The organism is Streptacidiphilus cavernicola (genome assembly GCF_042510955.1).
GTDB classification, from domain to species: Bacteria; Actinomycetota; Actinomycetes; order Streptomycetales; family Streptomycetaceae; genus Streptacidiphilus; species Streptacidiphilus cavernicola.
This window is the reverse complement of record NZ_JBHFAB010000029.1, coordinates 75,881-90,840: the sequence shown is the minus strand read 5'-3', so window position 1 is coordinate 90,840 and position 14,960 is coordinate 75,881. Positions and strand designations below refer to the sequence as shown.

The window sequence follows — 14,960 nt, the reverse complement described above, 5'->3', positions numbered from 1 at the left end:
CGTATCTCCTCCCTCCCCCACACTCTGGGAGCCGCAGATGATCCGTACCGAACGAGCCCGCCGCACCCCGCGGCGCGGACTCTCCCTCTTCCGGCGCGGCCGTGGACGCGGCCACCGCGCCCGCAGCACCGTGGTGCTGGCCACGGTGGGCCTGCTCGCCGCGTTCGTCGCCTTCCCCACCGGCGCGAGCGCGGTCACCGTGCCCGGGGCGCCGTCGGGTTGGAGCACCGTGTTCAGCGACGGCTTCGCCGGAGCCTCCGGCAGCGCGCCCTCGTCGTCCAACTGGATCTACGACACCGGTCCCGGCTCCAACTTCGGGACCGGCGAGATCGAGACCATGACCAACTCGACCAGCAACGTCCACCTGGACGGCAACGGCCACCTGAACATCACCGCCATCAACAACGGCGGCAACTGGACCTCGGGCCGGATCCAGACCCCCAGCGCCAACGTCGGCGCACCGGCCGGGGGCAAGCTGGAGGTCACCGCGTCGATCCAGCAGCCGAACCCGGGCAACGGCCTCGGCTACTGGCCCGCGTTCTGGATGCTGGGTCCGGGCCAGTGGCCGGAGAACGGCGAGATCGACATCATGGAGGACGTCAACGCGCTCTCCCAGGTGGCCGGGACGATCCACTGCGGCACCTACCCCGGCGGCGTGTGCAACGAGGGCAACGGCATAGGCAGCGGTCTGCGCGGCTGCTCGGGCTGCCAGACCGGCTACCACACCTACACGATGATCCTCGACCGCACCAACACCTCGGCCGAGTCCATCACCTTCTACCTCGACGGCACCTCGTACTTCAGCGTGAACGAGAGCCAGGTCGGCACCTCGACCTGGCAGGCGGCCTTCGACCACAACCTGTCGATCATCTTCGACCTGGCGATGGGCGGCGGATTCCCCAACGGCGTCTGCGGCTGCACCAGCCCCAGCTCCTCGACCAGCTCCGGCGGGACCATGAGCGTCGGCTACGTCGCGGCGTACACCACCACCGGCAGCGGTGGCGGCGGGGGCGGCGGGGGCACCGGCAGCGGCAGCGCGATCACCGGCTACGGCGGCCTGTGCCTGGACGACCGTGCCGCCAGCACCGCCAACTTCAACCCGGTCCAGGTCTACACCTGCAACGGCACCGCCGCGCAGAAGTGGACCTACGTCCAGGCCGGCACCACCCTGCACGTGCTGGGCAAGTGCCTGGACATTAACGGAGGCGGCACGGCCGACGGCACCGCCGTGGACCTCTACGACTGCAACAACACGGCGGCCCAGGTCTGGATCCACCAGTCCAACGGCTCCTACTACAACCCGCAGTCCAACAAGTGCCTGGACGACACCGGCTGGTCCACCACACCGGGCACCCAGGTCGAGATCTGGGACTGCACCGGCGGCGCCAACCAGCAGTGGTCACTCCCTGCCTGACGCATCATCAATAACACCCTGCGGGGCCCCGGCCGACACCGACCGGGGCCCCGCCCTGAGCCCGCCCGGCTCCGTGCCCCCGCTCCGAGCCCGCTCCGTGCCCCGCCCCGCGCCCACTCGGCCCGGTTCCCGCTCGGCTCCGCGCCGCTCAGCTCCGGGCCCGGCGGGCCCGCCCGCGGCGGCGGTTCAGCGAGCCTCCGCGCGGCGGCGACGCGGCCAGGCCGAAGGTCACCACGATCCGCGCGCCGCCCAACGGGCCGCGGTCGATCCGGACCGACCCGCGGGTCGCCGCCGCGGCCCGCCGGGCGATGTCCAGGCCGAGCCCGGTGGAGGCCGCGCTCGCGCCCCGCACCAGCGCGTCGTCCGGATCGGGGATGCCGGGACCGGCGTCCTCCACCGTCAGCAGCACCAACTGCGCCGCGCGGGCCAGCCGGACCGCGAAGCCGGTGCCGGGGGCGGTGTGCCGGAAGACATTGCCGACCAGTGCGTCGACCACCGCCGCGAGGTCGTCCTCGGGCAGGTCCACCGGGGCGTCCTCGCCGGTCACCTCCACCAGGCAGCGACGGTCCTGCTGTTCGGCCAGGGTGGACCAGAATCCGGCCCGGCGGCGAACCACCTCCGCGGCCGGGCAGAGCACCCGCTCCCGCCCCGGAGCCGCACCCGCTGACTTACCGTCAATTGACCCACCGTCAGCAAACTGCCCCACGCCCCCGCGCCCGCCACGGCCGAACGGGCGGCCGGAGGAACCGGACCGGCGCTCGGCGGAGCCGGCGGCACCCGAGGCGTCGGCGAAGCCGCCCATCGGCCCCACCGCGAGCGGGGTCCGCGCGGCGGTGATCACCGCATGCAGCTCCGACTCCAGGTGGGTGACCGCGGCGGTGATCCTGGCCGCGTCCGCGGTCGGCGGCATCCGCTCGGTGGCCAGGTGCAGCGCGGTCAGCGGGGTGCGCATCCGGTGCGACAGGTCGGCCACCAACTCGCGTTCCACCGCCAGGAGTTCGAGCATCCGCTCGGCCATGGCGTTGAACGCCTGCCCAGCCTCCAGCAGTTCCGGCGGGCCCATCGGCTCCACCCGCGACTCCAGGTCGCCCCGGCCCAGCGCGTGCGCGGCCCGGGACAGTCCGCGCGAGGAGCGCACCACCCGGGCCGCCAGCCGGTCGGCGACCAGGACCGAGCCCAGCACCAGGCCCAGCGCCAGCAGCGCCATCACCCACAGCGAGGCGGTGACCCCGCGGCCGAGCGCGGCCTTCGGCAGCGACTCCTCCACCACCGCCACCCGCCCCTGCCCCAGCACCACCGGCTGCAGGTAGACCCAGCCGCCATCCGGCAGCCCCTGGGCCAGCGACTCGCCGTCCTGCTGGGCCCGCAGCAGCAGCGCCGCCGGGGCCCGGCCCGAGCCGACGGTCTGCCCGCCGGGCAGGTGGACGCCGAGCCGGCCGGTCGGGTCGAGCCCGGAGAGCACCTGCCGCAGCTGCCCCGGGTCGGCGGTCAGCGTCAGCACCGGCGCCAGCGCGGCGGCGCGCTGCTCGGCCGCGGTGACCGCCTGGGTCCGCGCCTCGGAGCGGACCAGCAGCGCCAGCGGGATCAGGAAGGACAGCGCCACCATCGAGGTCACCGCGAGCGCCACCCCGGCCAGGGTGCGTCTCATCGCGGCGGCACCAGTTTGATGCCCACCCCGCGCACGGTCCGCAGCAGCACCGGCGCCGCCGCGGTCTCGCCCAGCTTGCGGCGCAGCGAGGACAGGTGGACGTCGATGGTCTGGTCCTCGACGTAGGGCTCGCGCCACACCTCGTCCAGGATGCGCCGCTTGGAGACCACCAGCCCGGCGTTCGCGGCGAGGAACGCCAGCAGGTCGAACTCCCGCCGGGTGAGCGGGACTTCCTGGCCGCGCAGATGGGCGGTGCGGGAGCCGGGGTCGATCCGCAGCGGGCCGACGCTGACCGGCTCGCGCAGCGGCGCCGGGCCCTCCTGGAGCGTGCGGGCGTCCGCGGCGGGGCCCGGCTGCGGGGCCGCGCGGCGCAGCACCGCGCCGAGCCGGGCCAGCAATTGGCCCCCGGAGAAGGGCTTGACCAGGTAGTCGTCGGCGCCCGCGTTGAGCAGCCGGATGATCTCGGCGTCCTCGTCCCTGGCGGTCACGATCAGCACCGGCACCCGGGAGATGCCGCGGATCATGCGCAGCGCGTCGCTGCCGTCGAGGTCGGGCAGGCCGAGGTCGAGGATCACCGCGTCCAGCGGGCCCCGGGTGACCTCGCGCAGCCCGCCGAAACCGTCGGCGGCGCTGCGCACCACGTGCCCGTCCCCGGTGAGTATGTCGATGAGTTCGGCGCGGATGCCGGGGTCGTCTTCCACGACGAGGAGGCTGGCCATGCGGGACACCGTAGCCGATCGGCCATCATGGGGCCGTGCCCCGGTTCATACGCTTCTTCCTGGTCTGGCTGTCCTGCACCGCGCTCACCGCCACCGCGGTGTTCCTGACGGTGACCTTCGTGGTGGGCTCCACCGCGCCGCTGCCGCCGACCGCGCAGGGGGTGTCGACGGTGCTGGCGCAGGCCACCGGGTCCGCGGCCGGTCCGACCACGCCGGCCGCGATCGGGGCGCCGGTGTCCACGCCGGACACCGCGCCGCCGACCAGCAGCCGTCCGCCGACACCGTCCGCCCCGGCCGCGCACCCGTCGCCGCCGCCCGCCCCGCACACCGCGGCCGGGCGGCCGTCCTCCGCCGACTGCTCCGGCGGGGCCGGGACGCACAGCTTCGAGTCCACCGGCGGCCAGGTGACGGTCCGGTTCGGGGCCACGGCGGTGTGCCTGGTCTCCGCGGTGCCCGCGCTGGGCTTCACCACCGGCACCGCGCAGTCCGCGGCGGACACGCTGACCGTGACCTTCACCGGGGCGCACCACCGTTCGGAGCTGACCGCGAGCCTGCAGCCGCAGGCGCAGGAGGTCACCCGCGAGGTCTCCTGGTGACGCGGCGTCACCGCCCGTGCGCCACGGGTGCGGTCCGGCGCAGCGGAGGGTGCGGCCTTCCTTAGCGCAACCTGAAGTTGGCGCTCGCGGGGGTTCCCGGGCGCGGAAGCCGCCTAGGGTCATGCCCGCAGGACCGCTCCGCAGAACGCTTCTCCCCCTTCACGAGGTGTCCCTGATGACCGCACCCCATCGTTCCCGCTCGCGCGGCGCCGCCGGTCAGCACCGCTCGCGGCGCAAGCCGCGGCTGCGGCTGGCGCTCACCGGCGCGGCGGCCTTCGCCGTACTCGGCGGCGGGACGGCCTTCGCCTGCCTGGGCACCGGCATGCCGCTGCACGGCGGCTCCCCGGTGGCGGACGCGGCCCGGCACGGGGCGTACCGGCTCGGCTCGCAGAAGGCGGGCTGGCTGACCAGCACCGCCTCGCCCCGGCCGACCGCGGCGCCATCGACGTCCACGGCGAGCCGCCGCCCGGCCCCGGCCCGGCACACCGTCAAACCCGCACCGACGACGCAGGCCCCGCGGCCCTCGTCCCCCGCGGCCTCGGCCGCGCCCACGACGGCCTCGGGCGGCAGCGGCGGCGGCAGCACCGCCGACGGCGCGGTGCAGCAGGTGCTCGCCCTGATCAACAAGAACCGCACCGCCCAGGGCCTCGCCCCCTACACCCTGTTCTCCGGCCTGAACACCAGCGCCGCCGCGCACAACCAGGTGATGGCCTCCGGCTGCGGACTCTCGCACCAGTGCCCCGGCGAGGCGGCCTTCGGCGACCGGGAGACCGCGGCCGGGGTGCACTGGACCTCGGCCGGGGAGAACATAGGCGAGGGCGGCGGCGTCGCGAACACCGAGGCGGCGATAGCCGCCAGCGCGGTCGGCCTGACCCAGATGATGCTGGACGAGAAGCCCCCGGACGACGGCCACCGCAAGAACATCCTCAACTCCGGCTACACCCGGGTCGGCATAGCCGTCTACCGCGACAGCTCCGGCACCGTCTGGCTCACCCAGGACTTCGCAAGCTGACCCAGTGCGGTTCAGCGGTGGTCCGGGCCCGACCAGAGGGCCGGGGCGGAGGGTTCCGCTTCGGGCCGGCGCGGGTCGGGGAGGGTGGGGGGCGGGCCGTCCGGGATCGTGGTCCGGGGGCGGCGGTGGGCGAGGGTCCCGGCGTAGGCCGCGGCGAGCAGGCCGCAGCCGGCCAGTGCCGCGGCGACCGCGTTGGGCGCGGCGTAGCCGAGCCCGGCCGCGATGACCAGGCCGCCGAGCCAGGCGCCCAGCGCGTTGGCGATGTTGAAGGCGGCCTGGACCGCGGCCGAGGCGATGTTGGGCGCCCCGGCGGCCTGGGTGATGATCCGGGTCTGCAGCACCGGCACCAGCGCGAAGGTGGCCGCGGCGAAGACGAACAGGGTGATCCCGGCCGTGACCTGGTTGTGCAGGGTGACCAGGAACAGCGCCGCGACCAGCCCCTCCAGCACCAGGAAGGCGTAGAGCGAGGGCATCAGCGCCCGGTCCGCGAGCCTGGCGCCGACCAGGTTGCCCGCGGTCATGCCGAGCCCGAAGACCACCAGCAGCCAGGTCACCCCGGACGGCGTGAAGCCGCTGACCCGGGTGAGCATCGGCACGATGTAGCTGTAGGTGGTGAACAGGGTGGCCCCGCCGAGCGTCGCCACCACCAGGGCCAGCCACACCTGCGGGCGGCGCAGCGCCCGCAGTTCCGCGCCCAGCCGCAGCGCGGCGGTGTGCTCGCCGTCCCTCGGGACGGTGAGCAGCACCCCGGCGGCGGCCACCGCGCCGACCACGCCGACCCCGGCGAACACCACCCGCCAGCCCAGTTCCTGCCCCGCCAGCGTGGACAGCGGGACGCCGACCACATTGGCGACGGTCAGCCCGGTGAACATCATCGCCGTGGCGCGGGCCCGCCGGGACGGCTCGACCAGGCCGCCGGCCACCACCGCGCCGACCCCGAAGTAAGCGCCGTGCGGCAGTCCGGCCAGGAAGCGGGCGGCGAGCAGCCAGCCGTAGCCGGGCGCGGCGGCGGAGAGGCCGTTGCCGACCGCGAAGGCGCCCATCAGCAGGACCAGGGTGGCCCGCCGGGACAGCCGGGTCGACAGCGCCACCAGCACCGGGGCGCCGACCACGACACCGAGGGCGTAGGCGGAGATCAGGTGGCCCGCGGTCGGGATGCCGACCGACAGGTTCCCGGCGATGTCGGGCAGGATGCCCATGACCGCGAACTCGCCGGTGCCGATCGCGAAGGCGCCGACGGCGAGCGCGGCCAGCGCCGCCGTCGCCCGCGTGTGTCGTCCGATGGTCATGGTCGTGGCCGCCCTCGATCCTTCGCTCTTTACTGTACGGTGCGACCATTATATGGGCCGAAGGAGGCGACCGGATGACCGGCGACGGCAGGGACGGCGCGGAGCACCCCCGGCGCGGACGCCCGCGCAGCGAGCGGGCCCGCGCGGCGGTGCTGGACGCCGCGGCGGAGCTGCTGCTGGACGGTGGGATCGACGCCGTCACCATGGAGGCGATCGCCGCCCGCGCCCAGGTCAGCAAGGCCACCGTGTACAAGTGGTGGCCGACCAGGGCGCACGTGATGCTGGAGAGCTTCTTCGAGCGCAGCAGGGGCACCCTCGCGGTGGACCCGGCGGACTCCCTGGCCGAGGCGCTGACCAAGCAACTGCTGGCGCTGGTACAGCTGTTCCGGGACACCTGCAGCGGCCCGCAGCTGGCCGACCTGATCGCCGCGGCGCAGGCCGACCCGGACATCCGGGCCGCCCTGGACCAGCAGTGGCTGCGCCCGCGCCGGGAGGTGGCGCTGCGGCTGCTGGCCGAGGCGGTGGCGCGGGGCGAGCTGGCGCCGGACACCGACCCCGCCACCGCCGCCGACCAGCTGTTCGCCCCGGTCTACCACCGGCTGATGCTCCGTCACGAACCGCTCGCGGACCAGCTGGCCCCGACCCTGGTCCGGCAGTTGCTGACCGGGCTCACCGCTACCCGCTGACGCTGGCGGCCCCGGTCTCGATGTGGCCGGTGAAGCGGCGGCTCCAGGACGCGTCGGTGCTGACGGTGACGGTGAAGTCGTACCAGCCGTTGGTGTAGGCGACCGCGTTGAAGTAGTCCGAGGTGCTGCCCCCGGCCGGGACCTGGTAGGTCCACGGGCCGTCCGAGCGGTACTGGGTGGAGCTGATGGTGAAGGTCGCCGCGGTCGTCCCGGTGTTGGCCAGGGCGAACCAGACCGCCTGCTTGCCGGTGTCGGGCGCCGGCGCGTAGGAGGAGACGGCCTCGACCGCGTGCCCGGCCGCCGTGGTGTCCCCGGCGAAGCGGCGCAGGAAGCGGTTGGGGCCGACCAGGGTCAGGTCGTACTTCCCGTTGCCGTAGCCGGTGCCGACGTTGAAGAAGTCGCTGGTGCTGCCGCCCGGGGCGACCGTGTACTGCCAGGGGCCGCCGGTGCGGTCGGCGTTGGCATAGATCGAGAAGTGCGCGGCGGCGGTGGCCTGCGCGCCCTGGTTGGCCATGCTGATCCAGACCAGGGTCTTGCCGCCGCTGTCGAACTCGATGTGGTCGACCGACCCGTTCGGCTGGTAGGGCAGCGCGCGGGCGGGCCGGGTCCCGCTCTCCTGCACGGGCAGGGAGTTGGTTCCGGGGGCCGGGTTCACCATCACATTGCAGTACGACTGGCCGATGGTGCTGCTGGTGGACGGCAGCGCGGGCAGCCCGTGCACCGGATTGGCGAAGTCGAAGGCGCTGGTCAGGTCGCCGCAGACGCTGCGCCGCCAGGCGCTGATCGCGCCGCAGGTGGCCGGGGTGCCCAGGGCCGCGGTCCAGGTCTCCATGAACCGGATCACCGAGGTGTGGTCGAACACCTGCGAGTCCACCCAGCCGCCTCTGGTCCACGGCGAGACCACCACCATCGGCACCCGGAAGCCGAGCCCGATCGGCGTCCCGTCGTACGACTCGTCGGTGGTCCCGGCCGGGGCGACCGGCGGCGGGACGTGGTCGAAGAAACCGTCGTTCTCGTCGTAGTTGAGGAACAGCACGGTCGAGTCGAAGACGCTGCTGCTGGCGGCCAGGGCCTGGATCACCAGGTTGACGAAGTGCGCCCCGTCGTTCGGCGGCGCGTCCGGGTGCTCGGAGAAGGCCTGGTTGGCGACCACCCAGGAGACCTGCGGCAGGGTGCCGGCCAGCGCGTCCGCCTTGATCGCGGCGGCGATGTCGTCCGGGGTGGAGCCGGTGGACGGAACCGAGGACATCCCGCGCTGGTGGAGCGCGCTGCCGGAGGCCGCGCCGGCGAACTGGCTGAAGTAGGCGAGCCCGTTGTCGCCGTAGTTGTCGCTCGCGTTCTGGTAGACCTTCCAGCTGACCCCGGCGTTCTGCAGCGCCTCGGCGTAGGTCTGCCAGCTCAGCCCGGACTCGTCGCCGCCGTCGTAGGCGGGCCCGCCCGCCTTGCCCGCCGGGTCGATCGAACCGCCCCACAGGTAGGTGCGGTTGGGGCCGGTCGCGCTCAGGATCGAGCAGTGGTACGCGTCGCAGACGGTGTAGGCGTCCGCCAGCGCGTAGTGGAACGGGATGTCCGAGCGGTTCAGGAAGCCCATGGTCCGGCTGGAGCCCTTGGCCGAGACCCAACTGTTCATCAGGCCGTTGTTCCAGGCCCCGTGCTGGGTGGACCAGCCGTGGTCCAGCGAGCCGTCGCACTGTGCCAGGGTCTCGCCGCTGGCGCCGAAGTACCAGGTGCCGGTGGCGCTCAGCTGCCAGGGGTACTGCCGGCCGCTGCCGCTGGGCTGGTTGAACACCGAGTAGCCGCCGGGCAGGGTGATCCCGCTGCGGTCGCCGAACCCGCGCACGCCCTTGAGCGAGCCGAAGTAGTGGTCGAAGCTGCGGTTCTCCTGCATCAGCACGACCACGTGCTTGACGTCGGCGATGGTGCCGGTCGCGGCGGCGGCGCTGCTCACCGCGGAGCCGGGGACGGCCTCCAGGCCGAGCGCCGCGCCGAGAGCGGCGGCGGAACCGAGGAATGTACGACGGGTGACGGGCGCCACGGAGTCCTCCGGATCGATGGTGCGGCTCGATGCGGGGACCGACTCTCCAGTAACAAGGTGTCGCAGGCCCCCGCCAAAGATGGCAGGGACATGAAGGAGAGCCCACAACTGGACTGGACTCGTTGCCCTACTGTTATCGATGGAGCCCGTCCCCCGTTCGGCCGGTCCTCCGCGCGTCCTCCGGCCTCCGGCAGCGGGCCCGTGCCTACCGTGGCGGGATGCAACCACTCCCCCGGTGGGCCCTGCTGTCGTCGGGGAGCGCCCCGGTCCTGCTGGTCGGCGGCTGGGCCGTCGCCGGAGCGCTCCAACGGTCCGGCTACGACCCGCTCACCCAGACCATCAGCGCCCTGGCCGGATACGGCGCGGCCTACCGCTGGATCATGACCGGCGTGATGTTCGCCGTCGGCGCCTGCTACGCCGCCACCGCGGCCGGGCTGCGCGGCGTGGCGGCGCCCGGCCGGATCGCGCTGGCCTGCGGCGGGGCCGCGTCGGTGCTGGTGGCGCTGTCCCCCGAACCGGCCGCCGGCCCCACCCTGCGGCACACCGCCGCCGCGGTGGTCGGGGTGGTCGCCCTCGCGGTGTGGCCGCTGCTGGCCTCGGAGCGAGGCCCGGCCGCCCGCTGGGTGCTCAGGCCCTGGTTGGCGGCCGCGGTGACCGGGCTGTGCCTGCTCTCCGCCCTGTGGTTCCTGGTCTCGCTGCGCGGCGACGGCCCGGCCGGCGTCGCCGAACGCCTGGTGACCGGGCTGGAGGCGCTGTGGCCCTTCGTGGTGGTGGCCGCCTGCGTCAGGGGACGACGGTGACCGGCCAGCGCCGCGCCCGCACCAGCCGTACCGCGGCCGAGCCGACGAACCGGTGGCCCAGCCCGTGCGAGGCCCCGACCACGACCGCGTCCGCCTTCAGCTCGTCGGCCTGCTGGGACAGCGCGGCCACCACGTCGCCGCCGACCACGCTGTGGAACTCCCAGCGCAGCGACCGGACCTCGGTCATCGACGCCAGCCCGGCGCGCAGCCGTCCGCAGATCCGCTCGGCCGTCGCCGTGCCGGGCTCGGCGGTGACCACGGACACCCCGGCCACGGCCGCCATCGCCGACACCGGCCGCACATGGACCATGGCCAGCAGCGCGCCCTGGCGGCGCGCCAGACCCACCGCGTAGGCGACGGCCCGCCAGGACGCCTCCGAGTCGTCCACACCGACGACTATCACCTTGGGACCGTCCGTCCCGCGTTCGAACACCTCGCCACCCCTCCTGGGCCGGGCGATACTTAGTTTACGTGCGCTAAGTACCCAGAAGTAAGTGGTAGGGAGCATCCCCATGTCACATTCCATGGCCGATCAGGAGACCCAGGTCACCCGGCTCCGCCTCACCGTCGCCCGGCTGTACCGGCAGATGGCCCAGGCCTCGCACGGCCAGGACCTGACCTTCGCCCAGCTGTCGGCGCTGGCCCGGATCGAGGAGCACGGGCCGCTGCGGCTGGGCGAGCTGGCGGCCAGGGAGTCGGTGGCCGCCCCTTCGATGACCCGGACCCTCACCGCGCTGAGCTACGGCGGCCTGATCGAGCGCGAGGCCGACCCGAGCGACGGCCGGTCCTCCCTGGTCAGCGCCACCGCCAAGGGGCGGGAGCTGATGCTGCGGGTGCGCCGGGAGCGCTCCGAACTGCTCGCCGACCGGGTCGCCGAGCTCAGCGGCGAGCAGCGGGAGACGCTGTGGTCCGCCCTCGGCGTGCTGGAACTGCTGCTGGACCGGCCCGCGCTGGACTGACCTTCCGTCAAGGAGCCACCCCCCGATCGTTTCCAGGGTCGGGGGGTGGCTCCTTGACGCAGGGTCAGTGGGCGGAGTGCCGCTCGGCCCCACGGTGCCGGTGGCCCGGCTGCTCGGCGTGCGCGGCCTCGGCCGAGACGAGCGGGCGTACGGACGCCGCGCCCATCCCCCGGTGTGCGAACGCGGCGGCGGCCGGAGCGGCGGCGTCCCGGCCGGTGCCGAGGCTGCCCGCGGCGGGCAGCGGCGGCATGGACGCCGTCGGGCCCAGCAGGCCCCGGTCGTGCAGGAAGTCCTCGGCCTGACGCTGCTGCCTGGGGGACGGCTGGCTGGTCGTCTGCCTGGTCATCGCGGTCCTTCCGTCGTTCGCCGGCCCGGCCCGGCCGATCCGACCGAAGCGGGGGGACGATTCGGGCTATTTCCTCCCATTCTAGTGACCCAGGCCACCCTCGCTCCCTTCGATGTGGCCCCGCTCACCTGCGGAAATGTGGCCTCCGGCACTTTTGGCCGCGGTTCCTTGTTCCTGCCCCCGGTGCGTGTGACGGTGGAGAAGCAGGCCGATGAGACGCCTGCCCGGAGCACAGCGAAGCGACAGGCCCGTCCACGGGCCGTTTCCAACGCCGCTGCCGCTCCGCCGCTCGGTCGGGACTGTCGAAGAACAGCCGCTGAGCGCCGAACCCCACCTGTCGTCCCCGCATCCCGGACTCCCGGCCGCCCCGGCCGCCAGCCCGCGGAACAGTGCGGCCCGCGGCAGCCTGTCCCCTGGAGTGTCATGCGTTTCCATGCCCGTACGTCCGCAGGTGTCGCCGCCTACATCGTGCTCGCGTCCACCATGGCAGCCGGCACGGCGTTCGCGGCCAGTGGCCCGTCCCACCCGCAGCCCACGGCCCACACCGTCTCCCAGGACGCCGCGGCGCCCGCCGCGGCCAAGCCGGTCGTCCCGGTCGCCCCGGCGAAGCCCGCCGCGAAGGCCCCGGCCGCCCCGGCCAAGCCCGCCGCCCCGGCCGCGAAGCCCGCACCGGCCAAGCCGGTCTACCCGAACAACCTCAACGGCTGGATCGCCGAGGCCCGCCAGGTCCTGGCGCAGCACGGCGACCGGGTCCCGTCCGCCTCGGCGATCCACGCGCGGGCGATGACCGAGTCCTCCGGCAACCCGCGCGCCGAGAACCACTGGGACTCCAACGAGGCGCTGTACGGCGGCACCTTCGGCCTGCTGCAGACCATCAAGCCGACGTTCGCGCAGTGGAGCCTGCCGGGCCACAAGGACATCCTCGACCCGGTCGACTCGATCATCGCGGGCGTCCGCTACGCCAACGACCGCTACGGCACCTTCGAGACCATCGCCTACACCAAGGCCGGCTACTGAGCCGGACCTCCGCGCTCACGCCTCGTGGAACGGATTCCGGCGGGCCCAGTCGATCCCCTCGGCCAGCGCCCTCCGGCCCCGCCGGGTGACCGACACCACCATCCTGGAGCCCGACCCCGAGGTGATCACGGTCATCCCCTGGGCGTGCAGCCAGGCCCAGGCCTCGATGACCGCCTCCCTGACCGCCGGGTCCTGACCGTAGCGGCCGGTCTCGGCGGTCACGTCGATGCCGGTCGGCTCCCCCTGGTCCGCGTCCGCCGCCGCCTCGGCGAGCAGGCGCAGCCCGAGCGCCCCGAGGGCCATTCCGGGGATCCGCTGGGGATCGAGTCGGTCGCTCTGCCGAGCATCGGGTTCCATCGCGCATTCCTTCCGCCTGTGCCCACACGCTAAGGCCCGGCCCGGGGCCGGGCATCCGGAGCGCCGCCGACCCCGGGTTGCGGGGCGGGCCGCGCGGGCGTGCGATGAAGGGCGGGAACCTCCTCCCGCAGGGGCACGAGGAGCCCGCTGGGGAAAGAGGATCCATGGCCCGAAGCCGCGCACTCCGCCCGGACGGCGAGGACCGGCGCGCACCCCGGGTGCTGCTGCTGATCCCGCTGGTGCTGATGACGGTGATCGCGGTGGTGGACGTGCTCTCGCCCAGCGACGTCCACCTCGGTCCGCTGCTGGTGGTCGCCCCGGCCATCACCGCCTCCTTCGCCGGTCCCAGGACCACCGCCGCCGTCGGCGCACTCGCCGTGGCGGCGCTGGTGGCGATCGGGGCCACCCGCGACGTGCTCACCACCGAGAACCTGGAGGTCCAGATCGCGGCCCTGATCGCGATCTCGGCCTTCGTGGTGCTTTTCGACTACCTGCGGGAGAACAGCAGACATGAGCTGGCCCGGGTGCGCACCGTCTCCGAGGCGGCGCAGAGCGTGCTGCTGCGCCCGCTGCCGGACCGGGTCGGCCCGCTGCTGATCGGCTCCAGCTACCGCGCGGCCGGAACCGACGCCCATGTCGGCGGCGACCTGTTCGCTGCGGCGCGCACCGCCGACAGCACCCGCCTGATCATCGGCGACGTACGCGGCAAGGGCCTTGAGGCGCTGGGCGACACCGCGCTGCTGCTCGGCGCGTTCCGGGCGGCGGCCCACCAGCAGGCCCCGCTGCCGGTGCTGGCCGCCTACCTGGAGGGCAGCGTCTCCTGGGGCCTGGCCGAGCTGGCCTCGGTCAACGGCGGAGACCCGGACCACCTGGAGATCGGCGAGGGCTTCGTCACCGCCGTGATCATCGACATCCCGGACGACCGGCCGACCGTCACCGTGATCAACTGCGGCCACCCGCCCCCACTGCTGCTGCACCACGGCCGCGCGGTGACCCTCGACGTCCGGGAGCCAGCCCCGCCACTGGGCCTCGGACGGCTCGCGGACACCCGCTACACCCCCACCGCGTTCCCGTTCCAGGCCGGTGACCTGCTGCTGCTCTACACCGACGGGATCTCCGAGGCCCGCGACCCGGCGGGGCGGTTCTATCCGCTGCCGGACCGGCTCGAACACGGCGCCGAGAGCGACCCGGACCAGCTACTGGCCTGGCTCAACGCCGACCTCGACGACTACGTCACCGGCCCGCTTGCCGACGACGCGGCGATGGTCGCCATCACGACCCTGCGCCGCCGCTGACAGACCCCGCCGCGTCGTCGGCCAGCCACTGGTCGAAGGTCTGGCTGCCGCGCGGCCCGGGGCCGGTCGGCAGCAGGCCGCCACCGGTCATCGCCTTCCCGACCGCGCCCGGCATCCACAGCGGCACGACCAGCCTGCGCAGGCCGCGGGCCCGCACCAGCCGACGGATCAGATCGCCCATCTGGTGCTGCTCCGGGCCCGCCAGCTCCGGCGCCAGGCCGACCGGCTCCCCGGCGGCGAGCGCGGCCAGCGCGACGCCGACCTCGCGGGCGGCGACCGGCTGGGTCAGCATCCGCGGGGCGACCGCGAACGGGCCGCCGCGCTCCAGCATCTGCGCCGCGAACTCGTGGAACTGGGTGGCCCTGAGCACGCTTCCGGGGACGCCGACGGACTCGCCCGCGGCCAGCACCAGCGCCTCCTGGCGCAGTTTTCCCTGGTAGTAGCCGTAGCCGACCCGGTCGACGCCGACGATCGACAGCGCCACATGGTGCGCCACCCCGGCCCGCTTCCCCGCGGCCAGCAGGTTCCCGGTCGCCGCCTCGAAGAAGGCGACCGCCCTGGCCCGGCTCACCGTCATCCGGTTGCTGACGTCGACCACGGCGTCCACCCCGGCCAGGGCCCGGTCCAGGCCCGCCCCGGTGGCCAGGTCGACCCCGGTGGAACGGGCCAGCACCACCGGGTCATGGCCCGCCGCCCGCACCGCCTCGACCACATGCCGTCCGACCACACCGGTCCCGCCGGCCACCGCGATCCTCATACCGCCACCCTCTCGGACTCGTCCGTGTCA

At 74.1% G+C, this 14,960-nt stretch carries 16 protein-coding genes; 8 read left to right on the top strand and 8 right to left on the bottom strand.

The window, feature by feature from the left end; translation table 11 throughout:
* Positions 1-37: 37 nt before the first annotated feature.
* On the top strand, positions 38-1,414 hold the full coding sequence (locus tag ACEZDE_RS29525; protein ID WP_380542579.1) for a ricin-type beta-trefoil lectin domain protein: 1,377 nt from the start codon (positions 38-40) through the stop codon (positions 1,412-1,414).
* A 148-nt stretch (positions 1,415-1,562) separates the two neighbouring features.
* On the opposite strand, the gene ACEZDE_RS29520 is transcribed toward ACEZDE_RS29525, so the two are convergent.
* Both ACEZDE_RS29520 and ACEZDE_RS29515 read right to left on the bottom strand, forming a co-directional pair.
* Positions 1,563-3,062 (bottom strand): sensor histidine kinase, encoded by a 1,500-nt coding sequence (locus tag ACEZDE_RS29520; protein ID WP_380542576.1) that lies wholly within the window; start codon positions 3,060-3,062, stop codon positions 1,563-1,565.
* Positions 3,059-3,781, bottom strand: coding sequence for a response regulator transcription factor (locus ACEZDE_RS29515; RefSeq protein WP_380542573.1), 723 nt, complete (start codon positions 3,779-3,781; stop codon positions 3,059-3,061). Before ACEZDE_RS29515 ends, ACEZDE_RS29520 begins: the two co-directional genes overlap by 4 nt.
* 35 nt (positions 3,782-3,816) lie before the next feature.
* Here ACEZDE_RS29515 and ACEZDE_RS29510 point away from each other — a divergent pair, with 35 nt between their 5' ends.
* Positions 3,817-4,377 (top strand): hypothetical protein, encoded by a 561-nt coding sequence (locus ACEZDE_RS29510; RefSeq protein ID WP_380542570.1) that lies wholly within the window; start codon positions 3,817-3,819, stop codon positions 4,375-4,377.
* 175 nt (positions 4,378-4,552) lie between these two features.
* The gene (locus ACEZDE_RS29505; protein ID WP_380542568.1) at positions 4,553-5,389 is read left to right on the top strand and encodes a CAP domain-containing protein; all 837 of its coding nucleotides are present in this window, start codon (positions 4,553-4,555) and stop codon (positions 5,387-5,389) included.
* Positions 5,390-5,400: 11 nt separating this feature from the next.
* Here the strand turns inward: ACEZDE_RS29505 and ACEZDE_RS29500 are convergent, their stop codons facing one another.
* Complete coding sequence (locus ACEZDE_RS29500) at positions 5,401-6,678, bottom strand: MFS transporter (protein ID WP_380542565.1); 1,278 nt, start codon at positions 6,676-6,678, stop codon at positions 5,401-5,403.
* Positions 6,679-6,752: 74 nt separating this feature from the next.
* Between ACEZDE_RS29500 and ACEZDE_RS29495 the strand changes: the two genes are divergently transcribed.
* A complete protein-coding gene (locus tag ACEZDE_RS29495) occupies positions 6,753-7,364 on the top strand; it encodes a TetR/AcrR family transcriptional regulator (protein WP_380542562.1) in 612 nt (203 codons plus the stop codon).
* On the opposite strand, the gene ACEZDE_RS29490 is transcribed toward ACEZDE_RS29495, so the two are convergent.
* Positions 7,354-9,399 carry a phosphocholine-specific phospholipase C gene (locus tag ACEZDE_RS29490; RefSeq protein WP_380542559.1) on the bottom strand — a complete coding sequence of 682 codons (2,046 nt, stop codon included), beginning with the start codon at positions 9,397-9,399 and terminating at the stop codon, positions 7,354-7,356. The two genes, ACEZDE_RS29495 and ACEZDE_RS29490, sit on opposite strands and share 11 nt — an antisense overlap.
* A 218-nt stretch (positions 9,400-9,617) precedes the next feature.
* Between ACEZDE_RS29490 and ACEZDE_RS29485 the strand changes: the two genes are divergently transcribed.
* A complete protein-coding gene (locus ACEZDE_RS29485; RefSeq protein ID WP_380542556.1) occupies positions 9,618-10,199 on the top strand; it encodes a DUF998 domain-containing protein in 582 nt (193 codons plus the stop codon).
* Here the strand turns inward: ACEZDE_RS29485 and ACEZDE_RS29480 are convergent.
* Positions 10,183-10,659: a universal stress protein gene (locus ACEZDE_RS29480; RefSeq protein WP_380542643.1), complete on the bottom strand. Its 477-nt coding sequence runs from the start codon at positions 10,657-10,659 to the stop codon at positions 10,183-10,185. The two genes, ACEZDE_RS29485 and ACEZDE_RS29480, sit on opposite strands and share 17 nt — an antisense overlap.
* A gap of 52 nt (positions 10,660-10,711) precedes the next feature.
* On the opposite strand from ACEZDE_RS29480, the gene ACEZDE_RS29475 reads away from it, so the two are divergent.
* Positions 10,712-11,158 carry a MarR family winged helix-turn-helix transcriptional regulator gene (locus tag ACEZDE_RS29475; RefSeq protein ID WP_380542554.1) on the top strand — a complete coding sequence of 149 codons (447 nt, stop codon included), beginning with the start codon at positions 10,712-10,714 and terminating at the stop codon, positions 11,156-11,158.
* Positions 11,159-11,222: 64 nt separating this feature from the next.
* Here the strand turns inward: ACEZDE_RS29475 and ACEZDE_RS29470 are convergent, their stop codons facing one another.
* Positions 11,223-11,504 carry a hypothetical protein gene (locus tag ACEZDE_RS29470; RefSeq protein WP_380542551.1) on the bottom strand — a complete coding sequence of 94 codons (282 nt, stop codon included), beginning with the start codon at positions 11,502-11,504 and terminating at the stop codon, positions 11,223-11,225.
* A 423-nt stretch (positions 11,505-11,927) separates the two neighbouring features.
* Between ACEZDE_RS29470 and ACEZDE_RS29465 the strand changes: the two genes are divergently transcribed.
* Positions 11,928-12,521: a transglycosylase SLT domain-containing protein gene (locus tag ACEZDE_RS29465; protein ID WP_380542549.1), complete on the top strand. Its 594-nt coding sequence runs from the start codon at positions 11,928-11,930 to the stop codon at positions 12,519-12,521.
* Between the two features lie 15 nt (positions 12,522-12,536).
* On the opposite strand, the gene ACEZDE_RS29460 is transcribed toward ACEZDE_RS29465, so the two are convergent.
* Entirely contained in the window at positions 12,537-12,878 is a 342-nt protein-coding gene (locus ACEZDE_RS29460; RefSeq protein ID WP_380542546.1) for a hypothetical protein, read from the bottom strand.
* 164 nt (positions 12,879-13,042) lie between these two features.
* On the opposite strand from ACEZDE_RS29460, the gene ACEZDE_RS29455 reads away from it, so the two are divergent.
* Complete coding sequence (locus tag ACEZDE_RS29455) at positions 13,043-14,173, top strand: PP2C family protein-serine/threonine phosphatase (RefSeq protein ID WP_380542543.1); 1,131 nt, start codon at positions 13,043-13,045, stop codon at positions 14,171-14,173.
* Here the strand turns inward: ACEZDE_RS29455 and ACEZDE_RS29450 are convergent.
* Positions 14,151-14,930 (bottom strand): SDR family oxidoreductase, encoded by a 780-nt coding sequence (locus tag ACEZDE_RS29450; RefSeq protein WP_380542540.1) that lies wholly within the window; start codon positions 14,928-14,930, stop codon positions 14,151-14,153. The genes ACEZDE_RS29455 and ACEZDE_RS29450 overlap by 23 nt on opposite strands.
* Positions 14,931-14,960 lie beyond the last annotated feature (30 nt).